The sequence below is a fragment of the Pigmentiphaga sp. NML030171 genome (assembly GCF_002188635.1).
Taxonomy (GTDB): domain Bacteria; phylum Pseudomonadota; class Gammaproteobacteria; order Burkholderiales; family Burkholderiaceae_B; genus Pigmentiphaga; species Pigmentiphaga daeguensis.
The window spans coordinates 317344-334518 of record NZ_NINX01000039.1 but is presented as its reverse complement, the minus strand read 5'-3'; the positions used below and the strand labels follow the sequence as shown (position 1 = coordinate 334518).

18 protein-coding genes and 1 tRNA gene are annotated in these 17175 nt (G+C 64.6%); 12 read left to right on the top strand and 7 right to left on the bottom strand.

The genetic code is table 11. The features are described 5' to 3' along the window. Window positions 1–204: 204 nt before the first annotated feature. Window positions 205–483, top strand: coding sequence for a hypothetical protein (locus tag CDO46_RS20250; protein WP_140416887.1), 279 nt, complete (start codon window positions 205–207; stop codon window positions 481–483). Window positions 484–619: 136 nt separating this feature from the next. Then, window positions 620–1396, top strand: coding sequence for a hypothetical protein (locus tag CDO46_RS20245; protein WP_140416886.1), 777 nt, complete (start codon window positions 620–622; stop codon window positions 1394–1396). Window positions 1397–1439: 43 nt separating this feature from the next. On the opposite strand, the gene CDO46_RS20240 is transcribed toward CDO46_RS20245, so the two are convergent. From CDO46_RS20240 to CDO46_RS20230, 3 genes are all read right to left on the bottom strand, one after another. Next, entirely contained in the window at window positions 1440–2369 is a 930-nt protein-coding gene (locus CDO46_RS20240; protein WP_087840257.1) for an IS5 family transposase, read from the bottom strand. Between the two features lie 180 nt (window positions 2370–2549). Continuing rightward, the gene (locus CDO46_RS20235) at window positions 2550–3518 is read right to left on the bottom strand and encodes a LysR family transcriptional regulator (RefSeq protein ID WP_087840256.1); all 969 of its coding nucleotides are present in this window, start codon (window positions 3516–3518) and stop codon (window positions 2550–2552) included. Continuing rightward, complete coding sequence (locus tag CDO46_RS20230) at window positions 3500–4405, bottom strand: SDR family NAD(P)-dependent oxidoreductase (RefSeq protein ID WP_087840255.1); 906 nt, start codon at window positions 4403–4405, stop codon at window positions 3500–3502. The genes CDO46_RS20235 and CDO46_RS20230 overlap by 19 nt, the downstream gene beginning before the upstream one ends. 135 nt (window positions 4406–4540) lie before the next feature. Here CDO46_RS20230 and CDO46_RS20225 point away from each other — a divergent pair, with 135 nt between their 5' ends. Then, window positions 4541–5314 carry an IclR family transcriptional regulator gene (locus CDO46_RS20225; RefSeq protein ID WP_087840254.1) on the top strand — a complete coding sequence of 258 codons (774 nt, stop codon included), beginning with the start codon at window positions 4541–4543 and terminating at the stop codon, window positions 5312–5314. 66 nt (window positions 5315–5380) lie between these two features. Further along, window positions 5381–5457: transfer RNA gene (locus CDO46_RS20220), tRNA-Val, on the top strand. Window positions 5458–5508: 51 nt separating this feature from the next. Here CDO46_RS20220 and CDO46_RS20215 read toward each other — a convergent pair. Both CDO46_RS20215 and CDO46_RS20210 read right to left on the bottom strand, forming a co-directional pair. Continuing rightward, window positions 5509–5790: a helix-turn-helix domain-containing protein gene (locus CDO46_RS20215; protein WP_087840253.1), complete on the bottom strand. Its 282-nt coding sequence runs from the start codon at window positions 5788–5790 to the stop codon at window positions 5509–5511. After that, entirely contained in the window at window positions 5787–6140 is a 354-nt protein-coding gene (locus tag CDO46_RS20210; protein ID WP_243724355.1) for a type II toxin-antitoxin system RelE/ParE family toxin, read from the bottom strand. The genes CDO46_RS20215 and CDO46_RS20210 overlap by 4 nt, the downstream gene beginning before the upstream one ends. Before the next feature lie 228 nt (window positions 6141–6368). Here CDO46_RS20210 and CDO46_RS20205 point away from each other — a divergent pair, with 228 nt between their 5' ends. Continuing rightward, entirely contained in the window at window positions 6369–6821 is a 453-nt protein-coding gene (locus CDO46_RS20205; RefSeq protein WP_176400802.1) for a (2Fe-2S)-binding protein, read from the top strand. Window positions 6822–6829: 8 nt separating this feature from the next. Then, the gene (locus CDO46_RS20200; protein WP_087840250.1) at window positions 6830–9010 is read left to right on the top strand and encodes a xanthine dehydrogenase family protein molybdopterin-binding subunit; all 2181 of its coding nucleotides are present in this window, start codon (window positions 6830–6832) and stop codon (window positions 9008–9010) included. Window positions 9011–9054: 44 nt separating this feature from the next. On the opposite strand, the gene CDO46_RS20195 is transcribed toward CDO46_RS20200, so the two are convergent. Further along, window positions 9055–9783, bottom strand: coding sequence for a class II aldolase/adducin family protein (locus CDO46_RS20195; protein ID WP_087840249.1), 729 nt, complete (start codon window positions 9781–9783; stop codon window positions 9055–9057). A gap of 48 nt (window positions 9784–9831) precedes the next feature. Further along, window positions 9832–10812 (bottom strand): tripartite tricarboxylate transporter substrate binding protein, encoded by a 981-nt coding sequence (locus tag CDO46_RS20190; protein ID WP_087840248.1) that lies wholly within the window; start codon window positions 10810–10812, stop codon window positions 9832–9834. Window positions 10813–10936: 124 nt separating this feature from the next. Between CDO46_RS20190 and CDO46_RS20185 the strand changes: the two genes are divergently transcribed. The 6 genes from CDO46_RS20185 to pheS all read left to right on the top strand — a co-directional run bounded on the left by CDO46_RS20185 (window position 10937) and on the right by pheS (window position 17125). Next, complete coding sequence (locus CDO46_RS20185) at window positions 10937–12277, top strand: citrate synthase (protein WP_176400795.1); 1341 nt, start codon at window positions 10937–10939, stop codon at window positions 12275–12277. A gap of 234 nt (window positions 12278–12511) precedes the next feature. Continuing rightward, window positions 12512–14461, top strand: a complete 1950-nt coding sequence (thrS, locus tag CDO46_RS20180) for a threonine--tRNA ligase (protein WP_087840247.1) — start codon at window positions 12512–12514, stop codon at window positions 14459–14461. Between the two features lie 99 nt (window positions 14462–14560). Further along, window positions 14561–15112, top strand: coding sequence for a translation initiation factor IF-3 (gene infC, locus CDO46_RS20175; RefSeq protein ID WP_087840246.1), 552 nt, complete (start codon window positions 14561–14563; stop codon window positions 15110–15112). 252 nt (window positions 15113–15364) lie between these two features. Then, window positions 15365–15562, top strand: coding sequence for a 50S ribosomal protein L35 (gene rpmI, locus CDO46_RS20170; protein WP_087840245.1), 198 nt, complete (start codon window positions 15365–15367; stop codon window positions 15560–15562). A 29-nt stretch (window positions 15563–15591) separates the two neighbouring features. Then, a complete protein-coding gene (gene rplT, locus CDO46_RS20165) occupies window positions 15592–15951 on the top strand; it encodes a 50S ribosomal protein L20 (RefSeq protein ID WP_087779861.1) in 360 nt (119 codons plus the stop codon). A 154-nt stretch (window positions 15952–16105) separates the two neighbouring features. Next, window positions 16106–17125, top strand: a complete 1020-nt coding sequence (gene pheS / locus CDO46_RS20160) for a phenylalanine--tRNA ligase subunit alpha (protein ID WP_087840244.1) — start codon at window positions 16106–16108, stop codon at window positions 17123–17125. Window positions 17126–17175 lie beyond the last annotated feature (50 nt).

The window sequence follows — 17175 nt, the reverse complement described above, 5'->3', positions numbered from 1 at the left end:
CGCTTCCAAGTGCCTGGCCCACTGCGCCTGCGCTTCCGACATCCTTGACTCCGTCTTCAATCATGACGGATTGAACTGTGCTCTTCATTTGCACTGGAAAATAGGATGGGGTTCATGGAGCAGTTACAAGGCAACGCCAAAGTTAGTTGCAATCCGATATGGTGACCCTACAATTGCCGAACGACGATGCACAGGGGGGTTCACATGACGAATGAGGCAATTACCGAATTGCGATATCACGAACAGCAGGAAGGCTGGACCCATGAACGGCTGCAGGACGACAAGTGTGTCTGCATCCTGCGGCCGCGCGAACTGGGCGGCGGTTTCGTTACCATCGACTTTGAGCGGCGGATCTACGGCTGCGGGTATGGAAAGCCTCGCCAGCACGCCGGCACCCGCACCTATACAGGTAGGGGCTGGCAAGACCGCATCTTGCGCGATGCGATCGACCACCTCGAAGCGATCATGTCCGCTGCGAATTAAGCTTGATCACCGACCTGCATTCCCGCCAGAGTGGGCCTGGCCGCGCCAGCGAATCTATCCCCTTCGGCAAAGGGATCGCCGATGGCCGCATGTATGAGCCGCGGCAGGTCCCGATCGGAAAGCAATGTGGTTGCGTATGTCCGGCGTGCTCGCGTCCTGTATATGCGAAGCATTGCCGAGCGGGCAAGCGCGCACCCCATTTCGCGCATTCCCAGGAGCCGATTGCGCTTCTGCGACCGAGACATCAATCCATCTCGCGGCGAAGCAGCTGATATACGACCGAAAGCTTTTCTTCTTCCCTGCCCTCATCGCTTCGGTTGAGGTGCCCGACGCTATGGCGACGGTCCACCGGGCCAGCAGGATGATATGGGCCTCGGCCAGCCGCGAGCTTCTGCACGTCGAGCTGGAGCAGGCCGTTGGCTCCATTCGACCAGACGTGCTGGTCGACCTCGCCGGCTTCGGCAAAATCGCGGTTGAGGTCGCGGTCACGCATTTTGCCGACGAGAGCAAGATAGCGACGCTGCGAGAGCTTGGCTTAGCTGCTGTCGAAGTCGATCTGTCCGATGTCCGCGATGCCACATTCGAAATTCTCGAAGCGATTCTATTCCGAGGGTGCAGCGCCACTACTTGGCTACACCATCCAGCTGTGGAAGCGGCTGAGGCCTCTCTGCTTGAAGAAATCGAGCCGGCCCTGGCCGCGGCACGAGTAGCGGCATTAAAGGCAAAGCGAGCGCGGGAGGCGAAGCGATTACTGGAGTACGAGCAACGAAGCCAGGCTGAGAGTGAGCGTACCGATCAGCAGCGCCAGCAAGGGTTCGACCGCCAGGCGGCCGAGGTCGAGCAGCAGCGCCGTGAAGAAGCTCAGCAACAGAAGACGGAGCAGTTTCTTGCCGCCGGCGAGAGGCTTTGTTGAGCAAATTGAGCGGAGACCGAGCTGACGCTATTTGTGGTTCGTTTTATAACACTGGGACCGTGACCGGGGTACCCAGTCGAGTAAAGCGGTTCAGCACGGCAGCCCGCACTTGTAGCTCGGCGACCTGACGGTCAAAGTCGCGTGCCATCACACGTTCACCCAGCAGCTTGAAGCAGCGCATTTTGGTTTCTACAAGGCTGCGCCGGTGGTAGCCGCTCCATCTCTTCCATATTGCCCGTCCTACCCTTTTGGTCGCCTGGAGGATATCGTTACGCGCATCTGCACCACAGCGGTTCGCCTTCCAAGGCTTGGCGTTCTTGCGGGTCGGGATGATGGCATGCGCGGCGCGCAAAGCGATGGCCTCATGGCAGTCCTTGGTGTCGTAAGCGCCGTCGCCACTGACACTGGCAATCTTCTCGTCGGCAGGAATCTGGCTGAGCAGTGCTGGCAGGACAGGTGCGTCGCCGACACTGTTGTCGGTCACTTCCATGGCCCGAATCTCGAGCGTGGACGCGTCGATCCCGAGATGCACCTTACGCCATTGGCGGCGATAGTCTGCGCCATGCTTTTTCGTCTTCCACTCGCCTTCACCCAGCATCTTGATGCCCGTGCTGTCCACCAGCAGATGCAAGCCCGTCGTGGTCGGTACTGCCCCGATAGCAACCTGCAGCGTCTTTTGCCGCCGGCTGACCGTGCTGTAATCTGGCACCGACCAGTCAAGTCCAGCCAGGCTCAGCAAGCTTTGCGTCATGGCCATGGCCTGGCGCAGCGGCAGATTGAACAGGCATTTGATACTCAGGCAGAACTGGATCGCCTCGTCGCTGAACATCTGGCTGCGCCCGCGCTTGCCACTCGGCTGGCCGTGCCAGTTCATCTTCGGATCAAGCCAGATGAGCAGCGAACCACGTGCCTTGAGCGCTTCGTTGTACGTCTTCCAGTTGGTCGTGCGGTACTTCTGTGGAGATGGTTTCATCCGTTCAGGCTACCAGACGTGCGGGTCCCATGCTGGCCCAGCCTGATTTGCGCAACAAAGCCCATATCAATACCGTGTCAGGAAGGATGCGTCCATTCCATTAAAGCCCGGTCGAACAGGGAAACCTGCCGTCGGCATGCCGCGGCGCGACGACCTGAAGCGCCTGCGCCGGCCGGAAAATCAATCGCCCTGGATGACTGTCTTGGCCAGGTCGGCACGCTCCACATCGCGCGAGATCGATCCGAGTATGTTGCGCAGCCAGACATTGCTCGGTTCGTGGTCGTAGCGCTGGTGCCAGTATTGCGTCACGTCGAACGATGGAAACTGGAACGGTGGCTGGACCAGCCGCAGTTTCCATGAATTCACGAAGGTCGTGGCCAGGTTTCTCGGCACGGTCGCAATCAGGCCGGTGTTGGCGATCAGCGGCGCGATCGACAGGAAGTGGTTCACCTTGAGCACAACGTTGGCATTCAGCGTAGGCGCCTTGAGGATCTTTTCGATAACGCCGGTATGCGCGCCGCCCGGAAGATCGGCCAGGACGTGGCCCATCTGTCTGAACGCTTCGAGCGAGATCGCCGGCGACCTGACCATTGGGTGATCCTCGCGCACCACGCAAACGTAATCATCGCTGAACAATACGCGCTGGTAGATCCCCGGGATCTTCCCCGAGATGAAACCTATCCCCACGTCGAGCTCACCGGTCGCCAGCGCCTCGGCGACCGGGCCGATGGTCTTGTCCTGGGTTTCGATGCGGACGTGCGGTGCCTCGACGGCGAGCCGCTTGACCAGCATCGGCAGCAGGAGCTGTTCGCCGAGGTCGGTCATGGCAATCCGGAAGGTGCGGTTGGCCGTCAGTGGATTGAACGACGTTTTCTCAAGCGTGCCGCGGACTATCTGGAGCGCCGCGGCGACCGGTCCGGCGAGCCGTTCGGCAAAGGGGGTTGGCTGCAATCCCTGGCGTGAGCGTACAAACAGCGGATCTTCGTACATCTCGCGTAGCCGCGACAGCGAGTGGCTCATCGCGGGCTGGCTCAGGCCGAGGGACTGGCCTGCTTCGGTAAGGTTTCTGGTCCTGAATATGGCGTCAAACAGATCGAGCAAGTTCAGGTCAACCTGACGCGAGATTGGTTTCACTGGAGCTTCACGCATCTCAAACTTTCCAAATCACTGCTGGTTGCCGGCAGCCTCGTGCGGATTGCCGCGCGAGGCTGCCCTGTCCATACATCTGACGGACCCAACGGGTCGAGGTCAACGGTCATCATACATGCAAAGCTCATAAATACTGTCGACAAATCATTCATCAGGGTCTGGCCGGTGATGAAGTCGCTGTCCGGTGAGGCGAAGAACACGACGGCGCCGGTCAGGTCCTGGGGGGCCTGGACCCGTTTCAGGGCGCGTACGGAGGCGGCGTCGTTGCGCATCTTGAGCGTGCCCGCGTCGGGACTTTCTTCCGAGAGCGTGCTGCCCGGAGCCACGCAGTTGACGCAGATGTTGTGGGCGCCGACTTCGTTGGCGAGCGTCTTGGTGAAACCCAGGACGCCGGCTTTCGATGCCACGTAGTGGATGCGGCCGGGCGAACCCTTGATGGCGGTGCTGGAGCTGATGTTGATGATCTTGCCGTAGCTCCGTTCCCGCATGTGGGGGATGACCGCGAGACTGGCGAGCCAGGCGCCTTTCAGGTTGACGCTCATCATGCGGTCCCATTCTTCGATGCTGATCTGGTCGAAGGCCGCGCGCGACATCGGCACCGTGGCGAAGATGGCCGCGTTGTTGACCAGGATGTCGATCTTGCCGAGATGCTCGACCGCCGAGGCGGCCATGCGCTTCACGCTGTCCGGGTTGGAAACGTCGGTCTGGATCGCCAGGGCTCGGTGGCCGCCGGCGACCAATTCCTGCGCGACGGCCGAACCTGCCTCGCCATCCAGTTCGGCAACGACGATCGCCGCGCCCTCCTGCGCCAGGCGGTGGGCATAGGCCTTGCCGATGCCGTGTCCGCCGCCGGTGACGATGGCTACCCGTCCTTCCAATCTACTCATTTCGTCTCCTTTTTGTCCATATAACGGACTCAATATTTATCTTATGGACAATTATTGGAACTGTCAATTTCTGAGATAATTGTCCGTACAGAGGACAAAACAAGTATCCGCGAACGAGCGGGGGAACATCGAATAATGGGAATAAAAAGAAAACCGGCATCCACGAGCCAGAACGAAAGTGTCCGCGCGGTCAGCCGAGCGCTGGACATCCTGAAGGCCTTCACCGTGCAGGATCCGGAGCTGACGGCAACCGAATTGCTCGACCGGGTCGACCTGAGCCGGCCAACGCTTTACCGCCTGCTCTACACGCTCGAAGACAGCGGTTTTCTGGTCTCCTCGGGCGATCCGCAGAAGTTCAACCTGGGCCCCGCCGTTGCGCACTTGTCCCATGTCTGGACGGCGTCGCTGAATCTGGCCGAGTTGGCCGAGCCGGTACTGCGCAACGTCTGGAAGCTGACGGGCGAGACGGTGGCGTTATTCGTGCGGCAGGGCGACTACCGCCTGTGCATCGCCGAGTTTCCGAGTGCACACGCGCTGAGTTTCAAGCGCGGGATCGGACACCGGGAACGCCTGGTTTTCGGCGCGAGCGGCCATGCGATCCTGGCGCATATGGAGATGACGCCGCAGGAGCTGAAGGACTATCTGGCAGGGGTGGACGTGGACTTCGATGCCTATCGCGCGGAGCTGGAGTTCGTTCGCAGCCATGGTTATGCCGTCAGCAAGGAAGAACTGCTACGCGGCGCGGTGTCGATCGCCGCTCCCTTTTTCGATAAACCGGGCAAGGTCGCTGGGGCGATCGTGGTTTTCGGTCCCAGCGCCCGCCTGGGGAAAGAACAGGTCGATGAAATCGCTGCGCTGGTGTCGCAAGAGTCGCGTACGTTGACCCGGCTGTTGTGCGGCAGCGCGTGAGGCGATCACTGTTTGACACTCATGAAAAAAACCATGTAGAATTTAATTCTTCGCTGCACAAACAGCAGGCGCGTAGCTCAGTTGGTTAGAGCACCACCTTGACATGGTGGGGGTCGTTGGTTCGAATCCAATCGCGCCTACCAGATTCCAGGGGCCCGGTACGAATTTTCGTGCCGGGCCTTTCTGTTTTGGGGTCAGGTGGATTCCAGGATCCGCATCTCGATGTGCAGCCCGGCGGCCGTCGCCATGTTCACCAGAGCATCGAGGCCAAACAGGTTGATCTTGCCACGCATCAGATCAGAGACCCGCGGCTGGGTTACACCGAAGAGCTTCGCGGCCTGCTGCTGGCTCATCTCGGTGCGGGCGATGTGGTTCTTCAGCGCTGTCATGAGGACCGAGCGCAACTTCATGTTCTCCGCTTCTTCCGGGGTGTCCTCGATCGCATCCCAGACGCTGGTAAAGCGTTGATTGCTCATAGCCTTAGTTCCTTCAACAAATCGCGGTAACGCTTGGACGCCAATTCCAAGTCCGCCTTGCTGGTTTTTTCTGTCTTCTTCTGGAAGCAGTGAAGGACATAAACGGCATCAGCGAACTTGGCAATGTATATGATCCGGAACGCTCCTGCTGCGTCACGAATCCGGATCTCCCTTACACCTTGGCCCACGGTGGGCATGGGTTTCCAGTCGTCCGGCTCCTGGCCATTCTGTACCTGATCAAGTTGATGGCCGGCCTCGCGTCTAGGTCCAAGCGGAAACGCGCGGAGGTCGTCAAGGGCACTGCCTCGGAACTCGACGGATTTGGGATTTACCATGCATGAATTATACAAAATTTTGTATTTTTGAATAGAGGCATTGACGTCGGAGATTCACGTCGATGATCGAGCGACGGGTCATAGCGGCCGCGCTATTGATGAAGATGAGCACGTTCAAAAATCGTGGAATTTACGCCACTTATTCGCTAGCATGGGACCGAAGCGGCCGCTCGCAGAAACCCGGCCGCGCCGCCTGGCCCAGCGTAGCCAGGAACATCCAAGGAGGAGTCCGTGATCGAGTTCATGCTCAATGGCAAGCAGGTGTCGGCCGACGTCGCCGACGACAAGCCCCTGCTGTGGGTGCTGCGGGAGGATTTCCAGCTCACCGGGACCAAGTTCGGCTGTGGCATGGCGCAGTGCGGCGCCTGTACCGTGCATTTCAACGGCCAGGCCACGCGTTCCTGCGTGCTGCCGGCGGCGGCCGTGAAGGGCGCGTCGGTCACCACGATCGAGGGGGTGATGGAGACCCGTGCCGGCCAGGCGCTGCGCCAGGCGTGGATCGCGCACCAGGTGCCCCAGTGCGGCTACTGCCAGTCGGGACAGATGATGACCGCCGCCGGCATGCTGGCGGGCGCGGACGGGCCGATGTCGCGCGAACAGGTGCTGGAAGGCATGGCGGGCAATCTGTGCCGCTGCGGCACCTACAACCAGATCGCCGACGCGGTGGTCAGCGTCGCCCAGAAACCCGCGGCATAGGAGGCGCCATGGAAACGAACAAGCTCACGCGCCGCGCCTTCATCGCCGGCTCGGGCGCCGCCGCGGTCGGTATCGTGCTGGGAGGCTGGGGCGCCGCGCGCGGCGGCCTGGCTGGCCTGCTGCCCGAGGCGGCAGCCGCCACCGCGCGTTTCAGCCCGGTGGCATGGGTCGCGCTGTCGCCGGACAATAGCGCCGTGGTCTATTCGCCCGCCTCGGAAATGGGGCAGGGCACGATGACGGCGATTCCGCTGATCCTGGCCGAGGAAATGGAGCTGGACTGGAGCACCGTCCGGGTCGAGCAGGCGCCCGCCGATCCCCGGCGGTTCGGCAATCCCGGTTTCGGCGGTGCGATGGTGACGGGCTCCTCGCGCACGGTGAAGGGCTATTACGAGGCGCTGCGCCTGGCCGGCCTGCAGGCCCGGCTGGTGCTGGCGCAGGCGGCCGCCGACAAATGGGGCGTGCCCGCCGCCGAGATCCGCGCCGAGCGCAGCACCCTGGTCCACGGCCCCAGCGGCCGCCGCATGACCTACGGCCAACTGGTCGAGGGGGCGCGCGCGCCGCAGACGCTGCCCAAGGTGGACAAGAGCATGCTCAAGCCCATGTCCGCCTTCACCCTGATAGGCAAGGAGCTGCCGCGGGTGGACGTGCCGGACAAGTCCGGCGGCGGTGCCCGCTTCGGCATCGACGTGCGCCTGCCCGGCATGCTGTGGGCCGCGGTGCTGCATACGCCGGTGCAGGGCGAGCAGCCGCTGGAGGTCAAGGATGCGGCTGCGCTGGCGGTGCCCGGGGTCCGGAAAGTGGTCCGCCTGCCGGGCGGGGTGGCGGTGGTGGCGGACTCATTCGCCACGGCCCGGAAGGCGCGCGAGCTGCTGGAGGTGAAGTGGAGCGAGCAGGCCAAGGGCCGGTCCTACGATAGCGAGGCCGCGCTGGCGGAATTCGTCGCGCGCGCCGAACGCCTGGACGAAGCGGGCGCGGTCTGGCACAAGCACGGCGACGCGGCGGCGAAGATCGCCGGGGCGGCGCGTGTCTTCCGCGCCACCTATACGACCGACCATGTCGCCCACGTGACCATGGAACCCATGAACTGCACGGCGCGCGCGCAGGGCGACGCCATCGAGATCTGGGTGCCGTCGCAGTCGCCGTCGGGCGTGATCGGCATCGTGGCCGCGGGCGCGGGCTACAAACCCGAGAACATCACGGTCCACATCACGCTGCTGGGCGGCGGCTACGGCCGGCGCGCCGAGGCCGACTACAGCCTGCATGCGGCGCTGCTGGCCAAGGCCATGCCCGGCGTGCCCATCCAGGTCATCTGGACCCGCGAGGACGATTTCCTGCGGGCCCGGCCGCGCCCGATGACGGCCCAGCACCTGGTGGCGGGCGTCGACGCGCAGGGGCGCATCATCGGCTGGCGCCATCGCCTGGTGTCCGAGAGCATCATGGCGCGGACGGCGGCCGCCGCCTACGAAAAGTCGGGTGGGCGGGATTCGCCCGTCATGGAAGGCGCCGACGGCGTCTACGGTATCGCCGATCAGTTGATCGAGCACGGCCGCGAACAGCGCGGCGTGGACGTCAGCTTCTGGCGGGCGGTGGGAGCCGGCTACACGAAGTTCTCCATGGAGTCCCTGATCGACGAGATCGCCACGGCCTCGGGCAAGGATCCGCTGCAGTACAGGCTGGACCTGACCGCCGGCCAGCCGCGCGCGCAGGCGGTGCTGCGCGAGGCCGCCACGATGGCCGGCTGGGGCCGCGATCGGGAGGCCGGCCGCGCGCTGGGCCTGGCTTTCTCGGATGCCTGGAACACCTTCATCGCGATGGTGGCCGAGGTGTCGCTGCGAGAAGGCCGCCCGGTGGTGCATCGCATCTGGGCCGCGGTCGATTGCGGCCATGCGATCAGTCCGGCCAACATCCGGGCCCAGGTCGAAGGCGCGGCGCTGTTCGGCCTGTCGGCGGCGCTGGGCGAGCGCCTGGTCTACAAGGGCGGACAGGTGCAGCAGCACAACCTCGATACCTACACGCTCCTGCGGGCCAACCAGGCGCCTGCGGTGCAGGTGAAGGTGATGCCGACCGACAATGCGCCGGGCGGCATGGGCGAGGTGGGCTTGCCGCCGGTGGCTCCGGCGGTGGCCAACGCGGTGGCCAGGCTGAGCGGCAAGCGGCTGCGCAGCCTGCCGTTCCCGACGCTGGCCTAGGCGAAGGGATTCCGGTCGGGCGGTATGCGCCGCCCGGCCGGGACTCAGCCTTCCATCGCCTTTTTCTTCCACAGCTCCCAGGGGCGGAACATCACGCCGGCCATCATGGTGTCGGCCTTCAAGGCTTCCTCTTCGTCCAGGTAGGTGATCTCGCCGCCCAGCCCGATGGCCTTCTGTTGCAGGGCCGCGTTGCTTTCGGTGTACATCGCGCGATAGACCGCGATGCGCACGTCGCTGCCGACGGTGACGAAGCCGTGGCCGCGCATCAGCGAGATGTTCTGCCGGCCCAGGGTCTTGGCCAGTTCCTTGCCGTGTTCGCGGTTACGCACCAGCAGGTCGGTCGCGCCGAAACAGCAGCGGATGTCGAACACCGGCGCGCCGCCCGACAGGAAGCCGGCCATGTGATAGATGGGCCGCAGCCGCACCGACGAACTGGCGAAGGGGATGACCGAAGGCGAATGGCTGTGGACCACCGCGTTCACGTCGGGCCGGGCGCGATAGATCTCGCCATGGATGTAGCGTTCGAGATAGGGCGTGCGTGTTTCGCCGGCCACGGGCTCGGATTCGGCGTCGAATTCCATGATGTCGGCGGCGGTGACCAGTTCCGGCGCGAGCGAGCGCGACAGCAGGAAATGGCCAGGCCGTTCGGGATGGCGGACGCTGACGTGGCCGAAGCCGTCCAGCACGTTGTACTTGGCCAGTACGCGGTTGGCGACGACGAGATCGTCGATCACTTGCTGCAGCGAGCCGGCGGTCGGGGTAGGGGTGGACATGGCGATACCTGACGAGAGAAGTAAAAGAGAAGAGGAGCGGCGGCGCGGCTATTCCAGCTTGATGTTGGCCCGCCTGGCCAGTTGCCCGTACATGGACAGGTCCTTGTCCACCTGCCGGGCCATGCCGTCGGCGCCCAGGGCGTCGACTTCGTAGTAGCGCGACTGGAAGTCCTGGCGCAGCTTGGGGTCCTTGAGCGTGGCCATCACCGCCTGCTCGATGCGGCCGCGCACGTCGGCCGGCGTGGCCGCGGGCGCGAACAGTCCGAACCAGACGCTGATGTCCAGGTCCTTGAACTCCGGGGTTTCCGCGATGGCCGGCACGTCGGGCATGAACGACAGGCGCTTGGCCGAGGCGACGCCCAGCATGCGCAGCTTGCCGGTCTTGGCATGGGGCGCCATGTTGGGGATGGTGCTGAACAGGATGGGTACCTGGTTGCCCAGCGCGTCGCTGACGGCCGGGGCGCAGCCGTTGTAGGGCACGTGCACCATGTCGACCTTGGCGCCCTGGTTGAAGGCCTCGCCGGCGAAGTGCTGGGGCGAGCCGTTGCCGCAGGACGAGTAGTTGGCCTTGCCGGGGTTCGCGCGCAGGTGGCTGACGAGTTCCGCCACGGTGCGGGCGGGATAGCTGCTATTGACCCCGACCGCGACCGGTGAGGACACGAGCTGGGCGATGGGCCGCAGGTCTTTCCTGACGTCGTAGCCCTGGGTGAAGTTCAGCGCGGCGTTGATCGTGATGGTGCTGTTGGTCAGCAGCAGCGTGTAGCCGTCGGCGGCGGCGCGCGCGACGTAGTTGGCGCCGATGTTGCCCGAGGCGCCGGCGCGGTTGTCGACGATGACGCTTTGTCCGTTGAACTGGCCGGCGATGTGCGTGGCCAGCAGGCGGGCCACGGTGTCGGCGCCGCCTCCGGCCTGGAACGGCACGACGATGGTGATGGGACGGGACGGATAGGCGCCGGGCTGGGCGTGGGCCGACGCGGCCAGGGCGAAGGCCAGGAAGGCCCGGCGGGGGCGGGGCATGCGCGGGGTCATGGTGAGTCTCCTGTCTGCGCCGGCGCTGGCGTGCCGCCGGCAATGGTATGTGCAGCGGAGTGTATGGATCGATTTACGTCGAATCAATCTCGATTGCATAATCGATGTATTACCGATTCGACGGGTGTCCGAAGCTCCCCTCACCACCATGGATCCATCAGAGAACGGCGCGGCCGGACAGCCCTGGCAGGCCGGCGGCTTCGTCGATTCCAAGGAAGCGTGCCGCCTGCTGCAGGTCAAGGCCGCCACGCTGTACACCTATGTCAGCCGTGGCCTGCTGCATCCGGTCGCGCAGCCCGGCCGCAAGACCCGCCTTTACCTGCGCGACGAGGTCGAGGGGCTGCGCACGCGCAGCCAGGCAAGGATGGGCCACGGCGCGGTGGCGGCGACGGCGCTGCGCTGGGGGCAGCCGGTGATCGATACCGGCATCACCGAAATCACGCCGGCCGGGCCGCGCTACAGGGGGCGCCTGGCGGCCGAGCTGGTCGAATATCCCGGGGCGTTCGAGAACGTGGCCGAGCTGCTTTGGACGGGGGTGCTGCCCGAGGGGGCCAGTATCTGGCCGGCCCAACCGCTGCCGGATGGAGCCCGCCGCGCGCTGGAGGCATTGGCGCCGCAGGCCGGCGAGACGCCGCGCATGGTCCGGGTGTTCCAGGCGGCGGCGCTGGCCCTGGGTGGCGGCTCGGTGGACGAGGAGGTGCGCGGCGGCGGGGCGGTCCCGGCGGCGCGGCAGCTCGTGCTGGCGTTCGCCGGCTGCTGCGGCCTGCTCTCGGACCCGCGCCGCTGCCGGACGCCGGCCGGGGCCAAGCCGCTGGCCCAGCACCTGGCCGAGGCGATGGGGAAGGAGCCTGCTGCGGATCTGCTGCGGGCGCTGAACGCGATGCTGATCCTGAGCGCGGATCACGAGCTGTCGCCGCCTACGTTCAGCGCGCGCATCGCGGCCTCGGTCGGCGCGGAGCTCCACGCCTGCGTGGGGGCGGCGCTGGCGGCCTTGTCCGGCACGGGCCTGGCCGGCGGCTGCGACCGCATCGAGGACACGCTGGCGGGCGTGCGGACGCGCGGCCAGCTCGATGCCTGGGTGGCGCGAGTGGTGCGCGACCGCGCGCGCTCGTCGGCCTTCGGCATCGAATCCTATCCCCAGGGGGATCCGCGCGCGGCGCTGCTGATCCGCATGGCGCGCGAACACCCGCGCCCCGGCCGCCGCGCCGGGACGCTGCTGCGCTTCCTGGACGAGGTCCATGCCAGGGTGGGCGTGCCGCCCCGGATCGAGCTCGGCCTGGTGGCGGCCTGCGCGGCCTGGGACTTGCCGCCCGGCGCCGCCAGCGCGCTGTGGGCCATGGGCCGGACCTCGGGCTGGATCGCCCATGTGCTGGAACAGCGCCTCAACGGCTTCTTCCTGCGTCCGCGCGGGCAGTTCCACGCTGGGCCGCAAGGGGGCGCTGTGCTAAAATCCCAGGCAACGTAGACCCTTGCTGCAACACGAACGGACAACGGCATGCGCATCGCTTCCATGCTCGATCGAACTACCTCGGGGAACATCGCCGGCTAGCCGCGTTGGTTTCCTGGATCGCATCGTCCGTTCCGCCGGGCCCCCTGGGCCCGGGATCCTGCAGAAAGCAAGAAACGCGGCCCGGTGCCGCGTTTTTTTTGTTTCAGGTTCGCCCAAGGGTTTTTCTTCATCTCTTACGAGGTCGCTTCAATGATCAAGGTAACGCTGCCCGATGGTTCCCAGCGTGAGTTCCCGGCCCCCGTCACGGTGGCGGACGTCGCCGCGTCCATCGGTGCCGGGCTGGCCAAGGCCGCCCTGGCCGGCCGGATCACCTACGAAGGCAGCGAGCCCACCCTGGTCGACACCAGCCACACGATAGACCGCGATGCCCGCCTGGCCATCGTCACGGGCAAGGACGCCGACGGGCTGGACCTGATCCGCCATTCGACGGCGCACCTGCTGGCCTACGCGGTCAAGTCGCTGTTCCCCGAGGCCCAGGTCACGATCGGCCCGGTCATCGACAACGGCTTCTACTACGATTTCTCGTACTCGCGGCCGTTCACGCCCGAGGACCTGGCCGCCATCGAGAACAAGATGCTGGAGCTGGCCAAGAAGGACGAGGTCGTCACCCGCGAGGAATGGAAACGCGACGACGCGGTGGCGTTCTTCAATTCGATAGGCGAGAAGTACAAGGCCGAGATCATCGCCTCCATCCCGGACAACCAGACGATCTCGCTGTACCGCGAGGGCGATTTCATCGACCTGTGCCGCGGTCCGCACGTGCCGTCCACCGGCAAGCTCAAGGTGTTCAAGCTGATGAAGGTGGCCGGCGCCTATTGGCGCGGCGACAGCAAGAACGAGATGCTCCAGCGCATCTACGGCACGGCCTGGGCGAAGAAGGAAGACCAGGACGCCTACCTGACGATGCTGGAAGAGGCCGAGAAGCGCGACCACCGCAAGCTGGGCCGCGAGCTGGACCTGTTCCACTTCCAGGACGAGGCGCCGGGCCTGGTGTTCTGGCACCCCAAGGGCTGGACGATCTGGCAGCAGGTCGAGCAATACGTGCGCGGCGTCTACCGCGACAGCGGCTACCAGGAGGTCAAGGCGCCACAGATCCTGGACCGTTCGCTGTGGGAAAAGACGGGACACTGGGACAATTATCGCGACAACATGTTCACGACGGAGTCCGAGAACCGCTACTACGCGCTCAAGCCCATGAACTGCCCGGGCCACGTGCAGATCTTCCGCGCCAACCTGCATTCCTATCGCGACCTGCCGCTGCGCTACGGCGAATTCGGCCAGTGCCACCGCAACGAACCTTCGGGAGCGCTGCACGGGATGATGCGCGTGCGCGGCTTCACGCAGGATGACGGCCACATCTTCTGTACCGAGGACCAGATCCTGGACGAGTGCGTGGCCTTCACGGCGCAGCTGCAGCGCGTCTACCGCGACTTCGGCTTCACCGACATCCTGTACAAGATCGCCACGCGGCCGGAAAGCCGGATCGGGTCGGACGAGGTGTGGGATAAGGCCGAGCAGGCGCTGATCGAAAGCCTGCGCCGCTCCGACTGCGAGTACGAGATCAGCCCGGGCGACGGCGCCTTCTACGGGCCGAAGATCGAATACACGCTGAAGGACGCCATCGGCCGCCACTGGCAGTGCGGCACGATCCAGGTGGACTTCTCCATGCCCGGCCGCCTGGGCGCCGAGTACGTGGACCAGCACGACCAGCGCGTGACGCCCGTCATGCTGCACCGGGCCATCCTGGGCTCGATGGAGCGCTTCATCGGCATGCTGATCGAGAATTTCGGCGGCGCCATGCCGCCCTGGCTGGCGCCGGTCCAGGCCGTCGTCTGCAATATTTCGGAATCCACGGCCGAATACGCCCAAAGTGTCGCGCAAACCCTGAAAAAACAAGGGTTTAGAGTGGAATCGGATTTGCGTGGTGAAAAGATCACCTATAAAATCCGTGAGCACAGCTTGCAAAAAATTCCCTATATCCTCGTGGTGGGGGAAAAAGAACGGCAAGCTGCATCGGTGGCCGTACGCGCCCGCGGCGGCATCGACCTGGGGGTTCTCCCGATCGATGTGTTCTCGTCGCGGCTCGCTGCCGACGTGGCCGAGCGCCGCAACCCGGAAGCCCCGGCCAATCCGTCCTGATCGCGTGGTTGGCCGTTCCGGGGGCCGGGCACGGCTCGTGCTGGCGGCGGGGCAACCCGCCGCACGCGGCCGTTTCAATCAAATTCAGGAGTTTTAGACATCGCTACCGACAAGCCGAATCGCATCAATGGTGAAATTACCGCACCTGAGGTGCGCCTGATTGGGGTCGACGGCGAACAGCTTGGCATCGTCAAGCTGGCCGAAGCAGTTAGGCTTTCCGAACAGAATGATGTTGACCTGGTAGAAATTGCCCCGAACGCGCAGCCTCCGGTCTGCCGCCTGATGGACTACGGCAAGTTCAAGTACCAGGAGCAAAAGCGGCAGCACGAAGCCAAGCTCAAGCAGAAGATCATCCAGGTCAAGGAAGTCAAGTTCCGTCCCGGCACCGACGAAGGCGATTACCAGGTCAAGCTGCGTAATCTGCGCCGGTTCCTGGAAGAGGGCGACAAGGCCAAGGTCACGCTGCGCTTCCGTGGCCGCGAGATGGCTCACCAGGAATTGGGGATGCGCGTGCTGGAGCGCGTGCGCGACGACCTGGTGGAGATCAGCGCCGTCGAGGCGATGCCCAAGCTGGAAGGCCGCCAGATGGTGATGGTGCTGGCCCCCAAGAAAAAGGCCCTGCCGGCGGGCAAGGGCGCAGCCGGCGAATAACGCGGTATAATCATTGGTTTTCCGGGATGGCCGTACCCTTCGTGGGGGCATCCCGGCGAATCCCGGTGCGAAATTCCTGGCACCGGGCAATCCGGCCTCCTAGCGACGCCTTCAAATCCGCCAGGCGGGGTAGAACCCGCGCCGGCGGTGCGCCGCAGGGACCCGGAGCAGGTAAAACAAGTGAATGCGGGTCGTCAAGTCCGGCAGGATATCGCCGGCACCCGTGAGCATGTAAACGTACAGGAAGCAGTCATGCCTAAGATGAAGACCAAGAAAAGCGCCGCCAAGCGCTTTAAGGTCCGCGGTAGCGGTTCCATCAAGCGGGGCCAGGCGTTCAAGCGCCACATCCTCACGAAGAAAACCACCAAGAACAAGCGTCAGTTGCGCGGTTCCACCGCGGTCCACGAGGCCGATGTGAAATCCGTGCGGGCAATGATGCCGTTTGCCTGATCCCAACCCGCTGATATTGGAGTTTTCAAATGCCTAGAGTCAAACGTGGGGTAACCGCCCGGGCCCGTCACAAGAAAGTCATCAGCGCCGCCAAGGGATACCGTGGCCGCCGCGGCAACGTCTTCCGCGTCGCCAAGCAGGCGGTCATGCGCGCCGGCCAGTACGCCTATCGCGACCGCCGCGCCAAGAAGCGCACCTTCCGCGCGCTGTGGATCACGCGTATCAATGCCGCCGTGCGCGAGCATGGCGTGTCGTACAGCGTGTTCATCGCCGGCCTGAAGAAGGCCGCGATCGACCTGGACCGCAAGGTGCTGGCCGACCTGGCTGTGCGCGACAAGGCCGGCTTTGCCGCGATCGTGCAGCAAGTCAAGAACGCCCTGGCCGCCTGAGCTCGCTAGCGACGTACGCGGGGCGTGGCCGGAACGCCGGCCATGTCCGGGCGCGCGTCGCGAGCCACGAGTGCAACACCCGAACGGGGCTTCTCTTGAAGCCCCGTTCGTGTTTGTGGCGACCCATTTTTTCCCTTATTGATACGAATCCGCCATGTCCCAGAATCTGGACGATCTGATACGCCAAGCCGGGGAGGCCTTCGCGGCCGCGTCCGACCCCAACGCGCTGGAGAACGAAAAGGCCCGGTTCCTGGGTAAGCAGGGCGCCTTGACGGCGCTGCTCAAGGGGTTGGCCAGCCTGACGCCGGAACAGAAGCGCACAGAGGGGGCGCGCATCAACGAGGCCAAGGGCCGGATCGAGGGGCTGCTGAACGAGCGCCGGCAGGCCTTGGCCGATGCCAGGCTGAATGCGCGCCTGGCGGAGGAAACCATCGATGTCACGCTGCCCGGCCGCGGCCGTGGCCGGGGCGGCATCCACCCGGTGATCCGCACCTGGGAACGGATCGAGCAGATCTTCCGCTCCATCGGCTTCGACGTGGCCGACGGCCCGGAAATCGAGAACGACTGGACCAACTTCACGGCGCTGAACAATCCCGAGAACCACCCGGCCCGGTCGATGCAGGATACGTTCTACGTCGACATGAAGGACGACAAGGGCCTGCCGCTGCTGCTGCGCACGCACACCAGCCCGATGCAGGTGCGCTACGCGCGCGCCCACCAGCCGCCCATCAAGGTGATCGCCCCCGGGCGGACCTACCGCGTGGACAGCGACGCCACGCATTCGCCCATGTTCCACCAGGTGGAGGGCCTGTGGATAGACGAGAACATCTCGTTCGCCGACCTGAAGGGCGTCTACACCGATTTCCTGCGCGCCTTCTTCGAGACCGATGACCTGGTGCTGCGCTTCCGCCCGTCGTTCTTCCCGTTCACGGAACCGTCGGCCGAGATCGACATGATGTTCACTTCCGGCCCCAACAAGGGCCGCTGGCTGGAGATCTCCGGATCGGGCCAGGTGCATCCTGCCGTGGTGCGCAACTTCGGCCTGGATCCGGAACGCTACATCGGCTTTGCCTTCGGCTCCGGGCTGGAACGGCTGACGATGCTGCGCTACGGCGTGAACGACCTGCGCCAGTTCTTCGAAGGCGACCTGCGTTTCCTCAGACAATTCAATTAAGGGAGGTGCCCCCCTGCGCGCTGGCGCGCGCCCCTGGGAGGCGCGCGAAG

Excerpts from the sequence above, each read along its gene's own strand:
- CDO46_RS20250 (WP_140416887.1), top strand. The coding sequence starts at position 205 with ATGACGAATGAGGCAATTACCGAATTGCGATATCACGAACAGCAGGAA.
- CDO46_RS20235 (WP_087840256.1), bottom strand. The coding sequence starts at position 3,518 with ATGCGTGAAGCTCCAGTGAAACCAATCTCGCGTCAGGTTGACCTGAAC.
- thrS (WP_087840247.1), top strand. The coding sequence starts at position 12,512 with ATGATCAAGGTAACGCTGCCCGATGGTTCCCAGCGTGAGTTCCCGGCC.
- CDO46_RS20240 (WP_087840257.1), bottom strand. The coding sequence starts at position 2,369 with ATGAAACCATCTCCACAGAAGTACCGCACGACCAACTGGAAGACGTAC.
- CDO46_RS20190 (WP_087840248.1), bottom strand. The coding sequence starts at position 10,812 with ATGACCCCGCGCATGCCCCGCCCCCGCCGGGCCTTCCTGGCCTTCGCC.
- pheS (WP_087840244.1), top strand. The coding sequence starts at position 16,106 with ATGTCCCAGAATCTGGACGATCTGATACGCCAAGCCGGGGAGGCCTTC.
- CDO46_RS20215 (WP_087840253.1), bottom strand. The coding sequence starts at position 5,790 with ATGAGCAATCAACGCTTTACCAGCGTCTGGGATGCGATCGAGGACACC.
- CDO46_RS20205 (WP_176400802.1), top strand. The coding sequence starts at position 6,369 with ATGCTCAATGGCAAGCAGGTGTCGGCCGACGTCGCCGACGACAAGCCC.
- CDO46_RS20225 (WP_087840254.1), top strand. The coding sequence starts at position 4,541 with ATGGGAATAAAAAGAAAACCGGCATCCACGAGCCAGAACGAAAGTGTC.
- rpmI (WP_087840245.1), top strand. The coding sequence starts at position 15,365 with ATGCCTAAGATGAAGACCAAGAAAAGCGCCGCCAAGCGCTTTAAGGTC.
- rplT (WP_087779861.1), top strand. The coding sequence starts at position 15,592 with ATGCCTAGAGTCAAACGTGGGGTAACCGCCCGGGCCCGTCACAAGAAA.
- CDO46_RS20230 (WP_087840255.1), bottom strand. The coding sequence starts at position 4,405 with ATGAGTAGATTGGAAGGACGGGTAGCCATCGTCACCGGCGGCGGACAC.
- CDO46_RS20245 (WP_140416886.1), top strand. The coding sequence starts at position 620 with ATGTCCGGCGTGCTCGCGTCCTGTATATGCGAAGCATTGCCGAGCGGG.
- CDO46_RS20200 (WP_087840250.1), top strand. The coding sequence starts at position 6,830 with ATGGAAACGAACAAGCTCACGCGCCGCGCCTTCATCGCCGGCTCGGGC.
- CDO46_RS20195 (WP_087840249.1), bottom strand. The coding sequence starts at position 9,783 with ATGTCCACCCCTACCCCGACCGCCGGCTCGCTGCAGCAAGTGATCGAC.